The 15,755-nt window shown below is 72.6% G+C and carries 13 protein-coding genes; 6 read left to right on the top strand and 7 right to left on the bottom strand.

Annotated elements, in window-relative coordinates:
• Window positions 1-106: 106 nt before the first annotated feature.
• On the bottom strand, window positions 107-2,164 hold the full coding sequence (locus tag AB0J67_RS20215; protein ID WP_363484740.1) for a prolyl oligopeptidase family serine peptidase: 2,058 nt from the start codon (window positions 2,162-2,164) through the stop codon (window positions 107-109).
• 82 nt (window positions 2,165-2,246) lie between these two features.
• Here AB0J67_RS20215 and AB0J67_RS20210 point away from each other — a divergent pair, with 82 nt between their 5' ends.
• The 5 genes from AB0J67_RS20210 to AB0J67_RS20190 all read left to right on the top strand — a co-directional run bounded on the left by AB0J67_RS20210 (window position 2,247) and on the right by AB0J67_RS20190 (window position 8,241).
• Window positions 2,247-4,103, top strand: a complete 1,857-nt coding sequence (locus AB0J67_RS20210) for an ABC transporter substrate-binding protein (RefSeq protein WP_363484737.1) — start codon at window positions 2,247-2,249, stop codon at window positions 4,101-4,103.
• 26 nt (window positions 4,104-4,129) lie between these two features.
• Entirely contained in the window at window positions 4,130-5,113 is a 984-nt protein-coding gene (locus AB0J67_RS20205) for an ABC transporter permease (RefSeq protein WP_363484734.1), read from the top strand.
• A gap of 70 nt (window positions 5,114-5,183) precedes the next feature.
• Window positions 5,184-6,074, top strand: coding sequence for an ABC transporter permease (locus tag AB0J67_RS20200; protein WP_363484731.1), 891 nt, complete (start codon window positions 5,184-5,186; stop codon window positions 6,072-6,074).
• A 110-nt stretch (window positions 6,075-6,184) separates the two neighbouring features.
• The gene (locus AB0J67_RS20195) at window positions 6,185-7,201 is read left to right on the top strand and encodes an ABC transporter ATP-binding protein (protein WP_363484728.1); all 1,017 of its coding nucleotides are present in this window, start codon (window positions 6,185-6,187) and stop codon (window positions 7,199-7,201) included.
• Entirely contained in the window at window positions 7,198-8,241 is a 1,044-nt protein-coding gene (locus AB0J67_RS20190; RefSeq protein WP_363484725.1) for an ABC transporter ATP-binding protein, read from the top strand. The genes AB0J67_RS20195 and AB0J67_RS20190 overlap by 4 nt, the downstream gene beginning before the upstream one ends.
• Before the next feature lie 143 nt (window positions 8,242-8,384).
• On the opposite strand, the gene AB0J67_RS20185 is transcribed toward AB0J67_RS20190, so the two are convergent.
• On the bottom strand, window positions 8,385-8,909 hold the full coding sequence (locus AB0J67_RS20185) for an AAA family ATPase (protein WP_363484722.1): 525 nt from the start codon (window positions 8,907-8,909) through the stop codon (window positions 8,385-8,387).
• Window positions 8,910-9,048: 139 nt separating this feature from the next.
• Between AB0J67_RS20185 and AB0J67_RS20180 the strand changes: the two genes are divergently transcribed.
• Window positions 9,049-9,561, top strand: a complete 513-nt coding sequence (locus AB0J67_RS20180; protein ID WP_363484720.1) for a GNAT family N-acetyltransferase — start codon at window positions 9,049-9,051, stop codon at window positions 9,559-9,561.
• A gap of 341 nt (window positions 9,562-9,902) precedes the next feature.
• Here AB0J67_RS20180 and AB0J67_RS20175 read toward each other — a convergent pair whose 3' ends face one another.
• The 5 genes from AB0J67_RS20175 to AB0J67_RS20155 all read right to left on the bottom strand — a co-directional run bounded on the left by AB0J67_RS20175 (window position 9,903) and on the right by AB0J67_RS20155 (window position 15,569).
• Window positions 9,903-10,493 carry a hypothetical protein gene (locus tag AB0J67_RS20175; RefSeq protein ID WP_363484717.1) on the bottom strand — a complete coding sequence of 197 codons (591 nt, stop codon included), beginning with the start codon at window positions 10,491-10,493 and terminating at the stop codon, window positions 9,903-9,905.
• 301 nt (window positions 10,494-10,794) lie between these two features.
• Window positions 10,795-11,820 (bottom strand): aspartate-semialdehyde dehydrogenase, encoded by a 1,026-nt coding sequence (locus AB0J67_RS20170; protein WP_363484715.1) that lies wholly within the window; start codon window positions 11,818-11,820, stop codon window positions 10,795-10,797.
• A gap of 203 nt (window positions 11,821-12,023) precedes the next feature.
• Window positions 12,024-12,887 (bottom strand): DMT family transporter, encoded by an 864-nt coding sequence (locus tag AB0J67_RS20165; RefSeq protein ID WP_363484712.1) that lies wholly within the window; start codon window positions 12,885-12,887, stop codon window positions 12,024-12,026.
• A gap of 1 nt (window position 12,888) precedes the next feature.
• On the bottom strand, window positions 12,889-13,953 hold the full coding sequence (locus AB0J67_RS20160) for an alkaline phosphatase family protein (RefSeq protein ID WP_363484710.1): 1,065 nt from the start codon (window positions 13,951-13,953) through the stop codon (window positions 12,889-12,891).
• A complete protein-coding gene (locus AB0J67_RS20155; RefSeq protein ID WP_363484707.1) occupies window positions 13,950-15,569 on the bottom strand; it encodes a glycoside hydrolase family 13 protein in 1,620 nt (539 codons plus the stop codon). The genes AB0J67_RS20160 and AB0J67_RS20155 overlap by 4 nt, the downstream gene beginning before the upstream one ends.
• Window positions 15,570-15,755 lie beyond the last annotated feature (186 nt).

Below are 15,755 nucleotides of genomic sequence, written 5' to 3'. Positions count from 1 at the left end.
GCGCGCCGCGCAGCGGCCCCCGGACGCGTGATGATCGTCGGACTTGCCCGGCACCTGTGCGTATCTTGAGCGCGCATACGCCCATGTGCCAGGCAAGTCGGACGATCTAGGCGGTGCGGAGGTGGTGCAGGACGAACGCGGCCACCTCGGCTTCGTAGCGGGCGTGGGCGTAGCGGCCGGCGGGGCCGGTGTGGGCGCCGGCGCCGAGTTCGGCGCGCAGGTAGACCGGGCCGTCGGCGGGGGTCGCGGTGGCGCGCAGGCGGGCGACCCACTTGGCGGGTTCGTGGACCATCACCCGGGGGTCGTGCAGCGCGCCGGTGGCCAGCAGCGGCGGGCGCGGCCCGGACGGCAGGTTGTCGTACGGCGAGTACGCCAGCATCCAGGCGAACTGCTCGGGGCGGCGCGGGTCGCCCCACTCGTCCCACTCGTTGACGGTCAGCGGGATGTCGGGGTCGAGCATGGTCGTCACCACGTCCACGAACGGCACCTCCGCGACCACGGCCGCCCAGCGCTGCGGGCGCATCGTGTAGACCGCGCCCTGCAGCAGCCCGCCCGCCGACAACCCGCGGGTGGCCAGCCGGGTGCCGTCGGCGACGCCGTCGGCCAGCCAGTCGGCGACGGCGAGGTGGTCGGTGAAGGTGTTCGCCTTGGCCGCGAGGTGCCCGTCGAGCCACCAGCCGCGGCCGTTCTCGCCGCCGCCGCGCGGGTGCGTGAGCGCGTACACCACGCCGCGGTCGAGCAGGCTGGGCAGCACCGGGTCGAACTCGGGGTCGAGCACCGACTCGTACGCGCCGTACCCGTAGAGCAGGGCGGGGGCGGTGCCGTCGAGCGGGGTGCCGGCGCGCCAGGCCAGCGTCACCGGCACGGCGGTGCCGTCCGGGGCGGTCGCGTGCCGCCGCTCGGTGCGGTACGCGCCCGCGTCGTAGCCGGGCACCTCGCGGCGCTTGCGCAGCTCGCGTGCCCCGGTGGACAGGTCGACGGCGTACCAGGCGGGCGGTGAGACCAGGGACTCGACGGCGACCGTGACGGTCGTGTCGTCGTACGCGAAGGGGGTCGCGAGGCGGACGTGCCCGGCGGGGATCTCCGCGCCGATCTCGATCTCGGACCCGGTCGCCCGGTCCACCGCGCGCAGCAGCGGGAACCCGTCGCGGCGCAGCTCGACGAGCCAGTGCCCGCGCAGCGCGTGGCAGGCGACGATCCGCTCGCCGGGTCGGGGGGCGAACAGCTCGGTCCAGTGCTCGCGGCCGGGGGTCGCCACCGGCGCGGTCATCACCCGGAACTCCGGCGCACCGTCGTCGGTGACGATGACCAGCCGGTCGTCGGCGTGCTCGACGCGGTAGTCGACGCCCTTGCGCCGCGGCGCGACCACCACCGGCGCGGTGTCGGGGGCGTCGGCCGGGATCAGGCGCCACTCCGCGGTGTCCCGGCTGCGCGCCTCGATCATGACCCAGCGCTGGTCCCGGGAAGCCCGCACGGTCAGCTCGAACCGGGCGTCGTCCTCCTGCGCGACGAGCGCGTCGTCGTCCGGCGAGGTGCCGATGACGTGCCGCCACACCTGGTGCGGCCGGAACAGCTCGTCGTGCACCGTGTAGAAGAACGCGCGCGAGTCGGCGCTCCACGCGCCCGTGTAGTACGTACGCGGCAGCTCCTCCGAAAGGTCGGTCAACGTCGCCAACCGGCGGAACTTCAATCGATAGACCTCGTCGCCGGTGGTATCCACGGAGTACGCCAGGAGCGTGTTGTCGGGGCTCAGCTCCCGCAGCCCGATCTCGGCGAACCCGTCCGCGCCCGCGAGGAGAGCCCCGTCCAGCAGCACCCGGTCGGCGTCGGCGTCGTGTCCGGTCTGTAAGAACTGCTCGTACTCACTACCGGCGACGGTCCGGGTGTAGTAGAAACGTGAACCATGTCTCCAACTGACTGAGGACTCAGTCGGGAGGAGGCGTCGCTCCACCTCGTGGAACACCTCGGTCTGGAGGCCCTCCAGCCGGCTGGCGGCGACATCGTAGTACCCGCGCTCGGCGCGCAGGTAGGCGAGAAACCGCGGGTCGGCGTGGTCGCGCATCCATCCGTACTCGTCGGTCCACCGGCGGCCGTGCAGCTCGTGCTGACGCGGTTCGGCGGGCGCGACCGGCGGGACTTCGATGTTGTCGAGATCGTGCGGCATGACCGGGCACCCTACCCGCCACGCCCCCGGGCACCAAGGGAGAGAACTGATGAGCAGCACCCCTCCTGCTCCACAATCCTGGTTGACCAATCAGTCAGCGCGGCGTGTGCTGCGGGGCGGCCGGACGCGGGTGGCGATGGCGGTCGCGGCCGCCCTGGCCGTGCTCGGCGCCGTCGCGTCGCCCGCGGCCGCGGACGGCACGCCCACGCCGGGCGCGTCGGCGCGCAGCAAGACCAGCTTCGTGATCGGCGTCAAGCAGGACATCGACTCGCTCAACCCGTACGTCGGCGTGGTGGCCAGCGCCTTCGAGACCTACCAGTTGATGTACGACACCCTGACCACGACCTCGGCGAAGGACTTCGCGCCCGAGCCGTGGCTGGCGGAGCGGTGGGAGACCTCGGCCGACGGCAAGACCTGGACCTTCCACCTCCGCAAGGGCGTGAAGTGGTCCGACGGCGTCGACCTGACCGCCAAGGACGTGGCGTACACCTTCCAGCGGGCCAAGGACGACGAGACGGCCAACGGCCAGTACGCCAGCTACGTCGACAACATCACCAAGATCACCGCGACCGACGACCACACCGTGGTGATGGAGGTCGAGAAGCCCAGCCCGATCATGCTGCGGCTCGCGGTGCCGATCCTGCCCGAGCACGTGTGGACGAAGATCAGCGCCAAGGATGCGGCCACCTTCGCCAACGACGCGAACGTGGTCGGCTCCGGCCCGTTCCGGCTCGCCGAGGCCAAGAAGGGCCAGTTCTACCGCTTCGCCGCGAACAAGCAGCACTTCGCGGGCGCGCCCGGCATCGACGAGCTGATCTTCACGGTCTTCGCCGACGACTCGGCGCTGGCCCAGGCGCTGCGCCAGGGTGAGGTCGACATGGCCCAGGACCTGCCGGCGGCCATCGCCGAGACGCTGGTCAAGGAGCCCGGCATCACGGTCAACGACGCGAAGTACTACGGCTTCAACGAGATCGCCTACAACCTCGGCGCGGCGACCACCGACGGCAAGGCGATCGGCGACGGCCACCCGGCGCTCAAGGACAAGCAGGTCCGGCTCGCCATCGACCACGCCATCGACCGTAAGACGCTGGTCGCCAAGGTCCTCAACGGCCACGGCAGCCCGGCCACCGGCGTCATCCCGCCGATCTACGCCGACCTGCACTGGAACCCGGGCGCGGCCGAGCGCGCGTTCGACCTGGCCAAGGCCAACTCGATCCTCGACGCGGCCGGCTACGCCAAGAGCGCCGACGGCATCCGCGCCAAGGACGGCAAGGCGCTGAAGTTCCGCCTCTTCGGCCGGGACAGCTCCGAGTACTCCAAGCAGTCGACGGAGTACGTGCGCTCCTGGCTCAAGGAGATCGGCATCGCGGTCACCGTCTCGATCATGAGCGAGGACAACCTCACCGCCGTGCTCGGCAAGGGCGAGTTCGACATGTTCGAGTGGGGCTGGGTGGTCGAGCCCGACCCCGACTTCCAGCTGTCGGTGATGACCTGCGACCAGCGGTCGTACGAGGAGGACGGCGAGATCGCCGCGGGCTGGTCGGACAGCTTCTACTGCAGCCCCGCGTTCGACGCGCTCTACGCCGAGCAGCAGACGATGATCGACCCGGCCAAGCGCGCCGAGGTGGTCAAGAAGGCCCAGCAGCTGCTGTACGACGACGTCGCGTACTCGCTGACGTACTACTACAACCAGTCCGAGGCGTACCGGTCGGACCGCTTCACCGGGTTCGTGCCGCAGCCCTCGCAGGGCGGCATCCTCGCCTTCCAGTACGGCACGCACAGCTACCGCAACATCACGCCGGTCATCGAGCAGGCGGCCGAGCAGGAATCCGGCTCGGGCGTGGTGCTCTGGGTCGTCGGCGGCGTGGTGCTGCTGCTCGTCGTCGGCGGCGTGGTGCTGGTGCTGGCCCGGCGCAAGAACGCGGACGACCGGGAATGACCGGGTCAGGCGGTGGGGCCGGTGCGGTGACGCGCCGGCCCCGCCGGACCCCGCCGGCGGCGTACGTCCTGCGCAAGTGCCTGGCCGCGGTGCTGATGCTGGTCTTCGTCGTGATCGTGAACTTCTTCCTGTTCCGGGTGCTGCCCGGCGACCCGGCCAAGGCGTTCGCGCCGCGCGGCCGCAACGCCGACCCGGAGGCGCTGCGCGAGCTGCGTGAACGCCTGGGCCTCAACGACAGCTGGGACGTCGCGTTCGTCAAGTACGTCAAGAGCGTCTTCAGCGGCGACCTGGGCGTCTCGTTCAGCCAGCACGCCAAGGTCACCGACGTGATCATGGAACGGTTCTGGCCCACCGTGCTGCTGTCCGGCACCGCCCTGGTGATCGCCGCCATGCTCGGCGTGTGGCTGGGCGCCCGCGCCGGCTGGCGCCAGGGCAGCCGCTTCGACCGGGTCAGCTCCAGCGCCGCGGTCACCTTCTACTCCATGCCCGAGTGGCTGCTCGGCCTGGTGCTGCTGGTGTTCCTCAACCGGTACGGCATCTTCCCGACCCGGGGCATGAACGACCCCCGATCCACCCTGCCCGCCTGGCTCGACGTGCTCTGGCACATGGTGCTGCCGGTGACCGTGCTCGCGATCGTCTACGTCGCCGAGTACTCCCTGATCATGCGGTCGTCGATCCTGGACGAGCGGCGCGCCGACTACCTGACCACCGCCCGCGCCAAGGGCCTGCGCGACGACCTGGTGCTGCGGCGGCACGCGCTGCCCAACGCGCTGCTGCCGTCGATGACCCTGTTCTTCCTCAGCATGGGCTTCGTGGTGGCCGGCGCGATCACGGTGGAGACCGTCTTCTCCTGGCCGGGCCTGGGCCGGCTCACCTACGACGCGCTGCGGGGGCCGGACATCCCGCTGCTGCAGGGCCTGTTCCTGGTCTTCTCGGCGGGAGTCATCGTGATGAATCTCGTGGCCGACCTGCTGATGCCGGTCCTCGACCCCCGGGTGCGTGCGGCATGAGCGAGCGAAGCGAGCGAATCATGTCGCGCATCGGAGCTCATGCGGACGACGAGCGAAGCGAGGAGGAGGCATGAGCGCGGCGGTGGTTCCTGCGCGCCGGCTGCGCGGTGGTGCGTGGCGGCGGTTCCTGCGGGACCGGGAGGGCATGTCCGGCCTGGTCGTGCTGGTGCTGTTCGGGCTGGTGGCGATCTTCGCGTCGCTGCTGGCGGACCCGGCCGGGCTGGAGGTCACCAAGGCCGACGGGCCGCTGGCCGCGCCGCCGTCGGGGGCGTACCCCCTGGGCACCGACCACGCCGGCCGCTCCCTGCTGACCATGGTGATCCACGGCAGCCAGGTGACGCTGCTGGTGGGCCTGGCCGCCACCGTCATCTCCATGGTGCTGGGCACCCTGATCGGCATCACCTCGGGCCACTTCAGCGGGATGCTCGGCGGCGGGCTGAACCGGCTGACCGAGTGGTTCCTGGTCATCCCGTACCTGCCGCTGGCGATCGTGCTGGCCACGGTGTTCCCGCCGGACGTGCCGAAGCTGATCGCGGTGATCATCGTGATCGGGGTGACGTCCTGGTCGGGCACGGCCCGGCTGGTGCGCGCGCAGACCATGGCCATCGAGGCGCGCCCCTACCTGGAACGGGCCAGGGCGCTCGGCGGCGGGCACTGGCACCAGATGACCCGGCACGTGCTGCCCAACGTCATGCCCCTGGTGCTGGCCAACACCACGCTGACCGTCTCGCTGGCGATCATCGCGGAGACCACGCTGTCGTTCCTCGGCCTCGGCGACCCGCTGCGGGTCTCCTGGGGGCGGATCCTCGACGAGGCGTACTCCCAGGCCGCGATCGACCGCGGCGCCTGGTGGTGGATCCTGTTCCCCGGCATCGCCGTGGTCCTGGTGGTGCGCGCCTTCAACATGTGCGGCCGCGCCCTGGAACGCATCCTCGACCCGAGGCTGGAGGGCAAACCGTGAGCAGCGAGGAGCGAGCGGAGCGAGCCCCGCAGGCGCGAACAGCCGGCGGCTCAGTGAGCAGCGAGGAGCGAGCGGAGCGAGCCCCGCAAGCGCGAACAGCTGGAGGTTCGGTGCTGCTCGATGTCAGGGATCTGCGGGTGGCGTACCGAGACCGGGGGGTGCCGTTGCCCGCGGTGCGCGGGGTGGACCTCTCGCTCGGGGCGGGGGAGACGCTGGGGCTGGCCGGTGAGTCGGGGTGCGGCAAGTCGACGCTGGCGAGCGCGATCCTGCGGCTGCTGCCCGGCAACGCCGAGGTGTCCGGCGAGATCCTGCTCAACGGCGCCGACGTGCTGAAGATGAGCTGGGGCCAGCTGCGCGCGGTGCGGTGGAACGAGGCGTCGATCGTGTTCCAGGGCGCGATGCACGCGCTCAACCCCGTACGCACCATCGGGCACCAGATCGCCGAGGCGATCGTGCTGCACGCGCCGAAGGCCGCCCGGGCCACCGCGCGCAGGCAGGTCGACGAGCTGCTGGAGCAGGTCGGCGTGCCCGCCTGGCGGGCGGATTCGTTCCCGCACGAGCTGTCCGGCGGGCAGAAGCAGCGCGTCATGATCGCCATGGCGCTGGCCTGCTCGCCGCAGCTGATCATCGCGGACGAGCCCACCACCGCGCTCGACGTGATGGTGCAGGCGCAGGTGCTGGCGCTGCTCAACCAGCTGGTGCGGGAGCGTGGCGTGGGCCTCATCCTGATCAGCCACGACCTGTCGGTGCTCGCCTCCACCTGCGACCGGGTCGCCGTGATGTACGCCGGTCGCGTCGTCGAGCAGGGCCCGGGGCACCGGCTGTTCGCCGACGCGGCGCACCCGTACGCGCAGGCGCTGGCGGCGGCGTTCCCGGTGATCGGCGACATGTCGTCCCGGCGCGCCCCGCGCGGGCTGCCGGGCGACCCGCCCGATCCGCGCGAGGTCGGCGGCGGGTGCGCCTTCGCGCCGCGCTGCCCGGTGGCGCTGCCCGAATGCGTGCAGTACGACGTCCGGCTGCGCACGGTCGACGCCGAGCGCAGCGCGGCCTGTGTACACGTGGGGAACGGGCAGACCGTGACCTCCGCCGGTGACGGCGGGGCCGAGGGCCGGGAGGCGACGGCATGACTGTTTCGGTGCATCCCGTGCTGGAGGCGCGGAACCTGCACGTCGGCTTCGGCGGCCGGGGCAGGGGCGTGCCGCCGGTCCGCGCGGTCGACGGCGTCGAGCTCGCGATCGACAAGGGGCAGATCCTGGCCCTGGCCGGCGAGTCCGGCAGCGGCAAGACCACGCTGGCCCGCACCCTGCTGGGCCTGCAGCGGCCGTACGCCGGCCAGGTGCTGCACCACGGCAGGCCGCTGGACTACAGCGGCAAGGGCCTCAAGGCGCTGCGCCGCAGGGTGCAGTTGGTGCTGCAGGACCCGACCGGCGCGCTCAACCCCCGGCGCACCGTGTACGAGGCCGTCGCCGAGGGACTGCGCATCCACCGGGTGCCCGGCGACGAGCGCGCGCTGGTCGCCAAGGCGCTGTCGCAGGCCGGGCTGCGCCCCGCGGAGCGGTTCTTCCACCGCTACCCCCACGAGCTGTCCGGCGGCCAGCGCCAGCGCGTCGTCATCGCGGGCGCTCTGGTGCTGGAACCGGAGCTGATCATCGCGGACGAGCCGGTGGCTTCCTTGGATGCGTCGGTGCGCGGCGAGATCCTGGCGCTGCTGCTGTCGCTGCGCGACGAGCTCGGCCTGTCCGTCCTGGTCGTCACGCACGACCTCGGCCTGGCCTGGAACATCGCCGACAAGCTCGCGGTGATGTACCTCGGGCGCATCGTCGAGGTCGGACGCACCGAGCAGGTGCTGGCCGCGCCGCGGCACCCGTACACCGCGGCGCTGCTGTCGGTGCTGCCCGAGGCGGCCGGGCGGGAGCCGGTGATCCTCGCCGGCGAGTCGCCCGACCCGTCGCGGATCCCGTCCGGCTGCCGCTTCCACCCCCGCTGCCCGGCGCTGGCCGACGGACTCGCGGCGCGGGCCGGGGTGGCCGAGCGCTGCGTCACCGAGTCGCTGCCCGTACTGCCGCTGCACGGCCAGCACGCGGCGGCCTGCCTGCTGTCCGGCCACATCGGCGACGGCATCGCGGGCGCGGCCGGGGGCTCGGCCACCGGCCTGATCTCCGCCTGAACCGGCACCGTCCCGGGCCGCCGCGACCCGGGACGGTGCCGCCCGAGCCGGCCATCGCCGGTGGTCGTCGCCGTCCGAGTCCGCCACCGCCGGAGGGGTCACCGTCCGAGGTCGTCAGCGTTGGAGACTGCCGCCGGGCGTCGTCAGCGGCCGAGGTCGTCGAGGAGGAACTCCACCCGCTGTGCGACCGGGCAGCGGGGGAGTTCCACCAGCTCGTAGCCGTAGCGGTGGTATCCGTCGAGGACCAGCTCGTGCAGTTTCAGCGCCTCGGCGTAGGTCTGCTTGCGTTCGGCGTCGTTGCAGAAGATCTCCGCCCACGGCGGCGCGACGTACGCCCGCGTCCGGTAGCGGCACCGCCGCACGGCGGCCTCGACGTACGGCGGCACCGCGCCGGCGACCATCGCGTAGTACGACGCCAGCGACGGCATCGCGTGGTCGAAGAAGACCGTCCCCGGCTGCTCCAGCGCCCAGCGGTACGACCGCAGCTCCCACATGAGACCCATCTCGGCGAACAGCTCCGTGTCGGCCCACGGCAGGGCGCGCCCGCCGATCGCCACCTGGTCCTGGATGATCGCCCGTCCGGCCTCGGGCGCGGTCGCGAACCCGCGCTCGCGCAGCGCCTCGATGAGCGTCGTCTTGCCCGCGCCCGGCCCGCCGGTGATTATCACGAGCCTTTCGTGTACGGCTGACATAGCCTCTTCCTTCCTGACGTCTTCGTCGGTGTTCGGGATCTTGTGCACTTGGTGCTGCTCCCGCGACACGAACTGCACAAGATCCGGCGGTGTGAGTCCGGGGAGCGGGAGCGCGATGGGTGAGGTGCGGGTGCGCCGGGCACGAGCGGCGGAGCTGCCGCTGCTGGTGGAGGTGGAGCTGGCCTCGGACGCGCCGTTCCACGAGGCGGGCATCGGCCCGCTGCCGCCGCCGGGCAGCGTCGAGGAGCTCGCCGAGGCGGCATGTGTGCTGGTCGCGGGAGATCCGCCGGTGGGGTTCGCGCGGCTGGGAGAGGTCGACGGCCTGGCGCACCTGGAGCAGCTGTCCGTCCATCCCGACCACTCCGGTCGGGGCATCGGCACCGTGCTGCTGAAAGCCGCCTGCGAATGGGCGGCGCAATCAGGCTACCAGGCGATGACGCTGACCACCTTCGCCGATGTGGCCTGGAACGGGCCGTACTACGCCCGCCGCGGCTTCACCGTGCTCACCGACCCGACCCCCGGCCTGGCAGCGATCCGCCGGCACGAGGCCGAACTCGGCCTGGACGCCCTCGGCCCCCGCCACGCCATGCGTCGCGACCTGCACCCCCGCGCCCTGCGTGCGGCATGACGGCCGCCCGACCCGTCCCGCTATAGACGTTGGCCTATCTGGATGAAGAATCGTTGATCGAAGTCATCCGGATAGGCCAGCGTCGATGGTGAACGCGTTGGTTTTGTGGGCGTGCCGCGCGTGCCGAGCGCGGCTGGGTTGCCGAGCGCTGCGGTCGCGGCGGGCGTCCCGAGCGCCGCGGTGCGGCGGGCGCGGCGAGCGTGCCGAGTGCGTGGGGCGCGACGAGCCCGTGGGGTGCGGCGAGCCCGTGGCGTGCGGCGAGCACGTGGAGCGTGGCGAGCACGTGGAGCGTGGCGAGTCCGTGGGGCACAGCGAACGGGTGGGTGCCGGTGGGGTGGGGCTCAGAGGGCGACTGCGACGGCGGTGATGATGCCGAGGAGCACGGCGAGCGGGACACCCGCGATCCAGCCGATGGCGAGGCCTGCCGCATTGGCACCGTCGCGGCGGGCGGTACGCAGCACGCCCAGCCGGACCACCGACCCCGCGAGCAGCAACTGCGCCACGATGGCGCCGAGCACGTACACCACCGCACGCTCTCCGGACGCGCTCACCGGCCCGGCGAACGCCATCATGAGCAACGGCGGAAGCACGGGCGCGGCGACCGCGACCCCGTGCCCGGCCAGCGACCAGCCGATACCGGCGCGCACCCGCCGGACCCGAGCGCGCCGCCGCTCAGCCCGCGAGCCATAGGCATCCTGCGAAGAGGCGGCCCGCGAGCCAGAGCCGTCCTGCGAGAAGGCGCCCCGCGACAAGGCGTTCTTGGAGAGGGCGCCCCGCGACAAGGCGTCCTGCGAGACGGTGTCCTGCGCGGCTGTGCCGTCGGCGGCGACGGCCGGGAGGATGCCGAGAGGTGGCACGGTCAGTGTGAACGTTCCGGCGGCCAGCGCGGGCCGCCCAGCGGCGAGCGGTGCTCGGTAGGGGTTGTGGCTCACGGTCCCCATTGCAGCACCCGCACCGCTCGTAGCGGCCGGCCTGCACACGGTCTTCACAGCACCCGCACAGTGCCCTCGCGAGGTCGCCGCGTCAGACCTCGACAGGGTGTTCCGCGGAAACTCCCAGCGACGCCGCCCAAGCGACCCTGGCCCACCCCGGCGACCCGCCCGTGCGACGGCTGGGCACGGACAGGCGACTGAGCACGGACGGGCGACTGAGCACGGGCGGGCACCGGGCACGTTAAGAAGGGCACCTTCTACAACGCTAAGCGTTGTAGAAGGTGCCCTTCCTTTCCTGAGGTCAGGAGAGTTCGGTGTGGATGAGCTCGGCGATCTGGACCGCGTTGAGGGCGGCGCCCTTGCGCAGGTTGTCGCTGGAGCAGAAGAGGGACAGGCCGTTCGGGACGGTCTCGTCGCGGCGGATGCGGCCGACGTACGTCGGGTCCTGGCCGGCGGCCTGCAGCGGGGTCGGCACCTCGGCCAGCAGCACGCCGGGGGCGTTCGCGAGCAACTCGCGGGCGCGCTCGGGGCTGATCGGGTCGGCGAAGCGCGCGTTGATCTGCAGCGAGTGTCCGGTGAAGACCGGCACGCGCACGCAGGTGCCGGACACGGGCAGGTCCGGGATGCCGAGGATCTTGCGGCTCTCGTTGCGGAGCTTCTGCTCCTCGTCGGTCTCGTTGGAGCCGTCGCCGACCAGCGCGCCCGCGAACGGGAGCACGTTGAAGGCGATCGGGTGCGCGTACACCTTCGGCGCCGGGTAGTCGACCGCGCTGCCGTCGTGGGCGAGCGCGCGGGCCTCGCCGATCACGGCGCTGGCCTGCTCGTGCAGCTCGTCGACGCCGGTCAGGCCGGTGCCGGAGACGGCCTGGTAGGTGCTGGCGATCAGGCCGGTGAGGGTGGCCTCGTCGTGCAGCGGGCGCAGCACCGGCATGGCGGCCATGGTGGTGCAGTTGGGGTTGGCGATGATGCCCTTGGGGCGCACCTTCGCCGCCTGCGGGTTGACCTCGGCGACGACCAGCGGCACGTCGGGGTCGAGGCGCCAGCCCGACGAGTTGTCGATGACGACGGCGCCGGCCGCGGCCACCTTCGGCGCGAGCGCCAGCGAGGTGGTCTTGCCCGCCGAGAACAGCACGATGTCGAGCCCGGTGTAGTCGGCGGTGGCCGCGTCCTCGACCGTGATCTCGGTGTCCTGCCACGTCAGGGTGCGCCCGGCCGAGCGGGCCGAGGCGAACAGCCGCAGCTCGTCGACGGGGAACTTGCGCTCCGCGAGCACCTTGAGCATGACGCCGCCGACCTGGCCGGTGGCTCCGACAACACCGATTCTCATACGCACAGGCTACTCAACCTGTTGATCCACCAGGCGCGCCATCCCGTCATCCGGGCCGGGCGCGGCGTGACGAGCAGCACCTCAACCCCGCCGCCGACCGCCCGTGCCCCAAGATCGTATCGATCTTGCGCGAACTGTTAGGGATTTGTCCGGTGAGGGCGTGTCGTCCCCACCGTACGCGCAAGATCGGCGCGATCTTGGGGTCAGCCGCGGCCGAGGGTCACGCCGACGGCGCCGAGCACGACGCCCAGGGCTGCGACGAGTCGCCGCCACATGTCGCGCTCGCCCAGCAGCCGGGCGCCGAGGAACACCACCAGCAGCACGCTGACCTCGCGCAGCGGCGCGACGACGGTCACCGGTGCCATCGTCATCGCGGTCAGGGCCAGCATGTACGCCCCGGGCGAGCAGATCGCAGTGCCGAATACCTCGCGGCGGTGCTCGCGCCACACCTGGCGCACCTTCGCGCGGTGCCGGAACAGCCACGGCGCGAGCATCACCGCGCGGCCGGTGTCGCCACCCCAGTTGACCAGGATCGGCGACAGCGCGGCCACCGCGACCGCGTTGCGGTCCCACAGGGTGTACGCCGCGATGAAGACGCCGACCGCGAGCGCGTACAGGATCGGGGCGGGGCGTTTGAGCGCGTCGGCGTCCGGGCGGCCGATCATGGCCACGCTGACCGACAGCGCCAGCGTGCCCGCCCAGCCGAGCAGGCCGGGGTCCTCACCGAAGAACGGCACCGCCACCGCGCAGATCAGCACCGGGCCCAGGCCGCGGGCGATCGGGTACACCACCGACAGGTCCCCGACGGCGTAGCCGCGCTGCAGCAGCAGGTAGTACCCGGTGTGCAGCAGCGCCGCCCCGCCGAGCAGCACGGCGCTGCCCCAGCCGAGCCGGTCCCAGCTGGTGACCAGCGCCCAGATGCCGAACGGCGCCCAGATCAGCGCCGCGACCACCGACCACACGGCGACGAAGACGGTGCCCCCGGCGGCGGCCCGCTTGGACATCAGGTTCCAGGTGGCGTGGCACAGCACCGACGCGGCGATCAGGCCGAAGGCCAGCGGCGACACGTCAGACCCCGGCCGACTCGGCGGCACGCCCGGCGGCGTGGCCGGCAAGGTCCCCAGCCGGTTCGGCGGCGCGCCCGGCGGCGTGGCCGGCAAGGTCCCCAGCCGGTTCGGCGGCGCGCGCGGCGGAGTCTTCGGCAAGGTCCCCGGGCGTTTCGGCAGCACGCCGGGCGGCGTGGCCGGCAGAGCCTCCGGTCGACCCGGCAGTCCGCTCGGCGTCGTCGCCGGCGGGAAGCCGGTCCGCCGGTCGGGCGAGCAGCGAGGTGCCCGCGAGGTGGCTCTCATGGCGCAGGTCCTGGCCGAGTGCGTCCAGGACCGTGGGGGCGACGGACACGTGGTTAACCCCGGCGGGGGCGTGCGGGCCGATGCCCGCGCCGCAGGCGGCCAGCCACGCGGTGCGCTCCCAGCGGGTACGCCCGCCGTGCCCGCCCTCGTCGCGGTGCCCGTGATCGGTGACCACGAGGAAGGTCCAGTCCTCGGCGGCGAAGCGGGGACGGGCGCGGACCGCGTCGAGCACCAGCCCGAGATGCAGGTCGGCCCGCTCGATGGCGGCCGTGTACTGCGGGCCGGTGCCGAGCTCGTGCGCGACCTCGTCGGGCTCGCCGAGGTAGACGAACGCGGCGTCGACACCCTCGGCGCCCAGCACGCGGGCCGCATCGTCGGCGATGTGCCGGTCGGCGCGGTCGTGGCCGAGCGCGTGCCCGTCGGCGTACGCCAGGCGGGTCGGCGCGGCGAACAGCGGGCCGCCGTACTCGGTGGTGACCAGGGGCGACCAGGTCGCGCCGACGTAGGTGGCGAAGCCGCGGCGCCGGGCCGTGGTGAACACGTCGGGGAACGCGGCCAGCCGGTGCCCGGCGAACACGTTGCCGTGGATGCCGTGCACCCGGGGCCACAGTCCGGTCGCGACGGACGCCCAGGCCGGCCCGGACAGGGTCGGCGCGTCCTCGCTCAGCTCGAACTCGGCCAGCCAGCCCGCCGCCTCGACCGCGTCCAGGTGCGGGGTGTGCGCGGCGCGCAGCGTGTCCAGGCGTACGCCGTCGATCCCGACGACGAGAACACGGCCGCTCATGCCACACGCAGCCAGACGGCGCTGTGCGGGGCGACTTTCAGATCCTCCAGGGGGTCGCTGGTGAGCAGGACGTACTCGTACGGCGGCAACGGCACCGCGCGGTCGCCGAGGTTGACCAGGCAGGCGAAGCCGTCGCCGCGCCGGAAGTGCAGCACGTCGCCGTCCGAGGGCAGCCAGGTCAGGGTGCCGTCGCCGAGGTCGGGCTCGGTGCGGCGCAGGTGCAGCGCGCGGCGGTAGAGCTCGAGCGTGGAGCGCCGGTCGCCGGTCTGCGCGGCGGCCGACAGCCGGGCCCAGCTCGCCGGCTGCGGCAGCCACGGCGGGGCGGTCGCGCCCGGCGGGCTGAACCCGTACGGCGCGGCGTCGCCGGACCAGGGCAGCGGCACCCGGCAGCCGTCCCGGCCCCGGTCGGTGAACCCGGAGCGCAGCCAGCGCGGGTCCTGCAGCAGCGCGTCGGGGATGTCCTCGACCTCGGGCAGGCCCAGCTCCTCGCCCTGGTAGAGGTAGGCCGAGCCGGGCAGGGCCAGGCTGAGCAGCGCGGCGGCACGGGCGCGCCGGGTGCCCAGCGCCAGGTCGCTCGGCTCGACGTGTTTCGCGTCGTCGAACGAGTGCGCGGTGTGCGCCCGGCCGTAGCGGGTCGCGTGGCGTACCACGTCGTGGTTGGACAGCACCCAGGTGGCGGGCGCGCCGACCAGCGCGTGGGTGGCCAGCGTGCGGTCGACGACGTCGCGGAACGCGGCCGCGTCCCAGGGACAGGACAGGAACGGGAAGTTGAAGCCGGTGTGCAGCTCGTCCGGGCGCAGGTAGCGGGTGAACCGCACGGGGTCCTCGTCCCACAGCTCGCCCACGAAGACCCCACGCTGCGGGTACGAGTCGGCGATCTTGCGCCACTCCCGGTAGATCTCGTGCACGCCCTCCTGGTCGCGCCACGGCCGGATCACGTCCGGCCCGAGCCCGGCCGCGTCCGGCAGCGCCGGGTCCTTGACCAGGTGGTCGGCGACGTCGATGCGGAACCCGTCCACCCCGCGGTCGAGCCAGAACCGCAGCGTGACCTGGAAGTCCTCGCGTACGGCGGGATGGTCCCAGTTCCAGTCGGGCTGCTCGGGGGCGAACATGTGCAGGAACCACTCGCCGTCGGCGGCGCGCGTCCAGGCCGGGCCGCCGAAGTGCGAGCCCCAGTCGTTGGGCGGCAGCTCGCCGTGCTCGCCCCGGCCGGGGCGGAACCAGAACAGCTCCCGCTCCGGCGAGCCGGGCCCGGCCGCGAGCGCCGCCCGGAACCGCGGGTGCGCGTCGGAGCAGTGGTTGGGCACGATGTCGACGATCACGCGCAGCCGGTGCGCGTGCGCCTGCGCGATCAGCTCCTCCGCCTCGACCAGCGTGCCGAACAGCGGGTCGATGTCGCGGTAGTCGGCCACGTCGTAGCCGGCGTCGGCCATCGGGGAGACGTACCAGGGGCTGAGCCAGATCGCGTCCACGCCGAGATCGCGCAGGTACGGCAGGCGCTCGCGCAGGCCCGCGAGGTCGCCGACGCCGTCACCGTTGCCGTCGGCGAAGCTGCGCGGATACACCTGGTAGATCACGGCGTCTCGCCACCAGGGGCTGTCATGACGTGCGGACATGCTGGCGCTCCGAGGGTGAGTGGGGTCCAGGGCCGTCGTAGAAACGCGATGGTAAACGCTTTCCGTGCGGCCGCACATTACCCAAGCCACTCACTCACGGTCAACGCCTGCGGGTCGACGGGTGCCCATAATCGACGTTGGCCTATCTGGATGAGTGTGATCTCGAAAAAGTCATCCAGATAGGCC

Source organism: Catellatospora sp. NPDC049609, assembly GCF_040675365.1.
GTDB lineage: Bacteria > Actinomycetota > Actinomycetes > Mycobacteriales > Micromonosporaceae > Catellatospora.
Note: the sequence above shows the minus strand (reverse complement) of the source record. Positions and strands in the feature narration are given on the sequence as shown.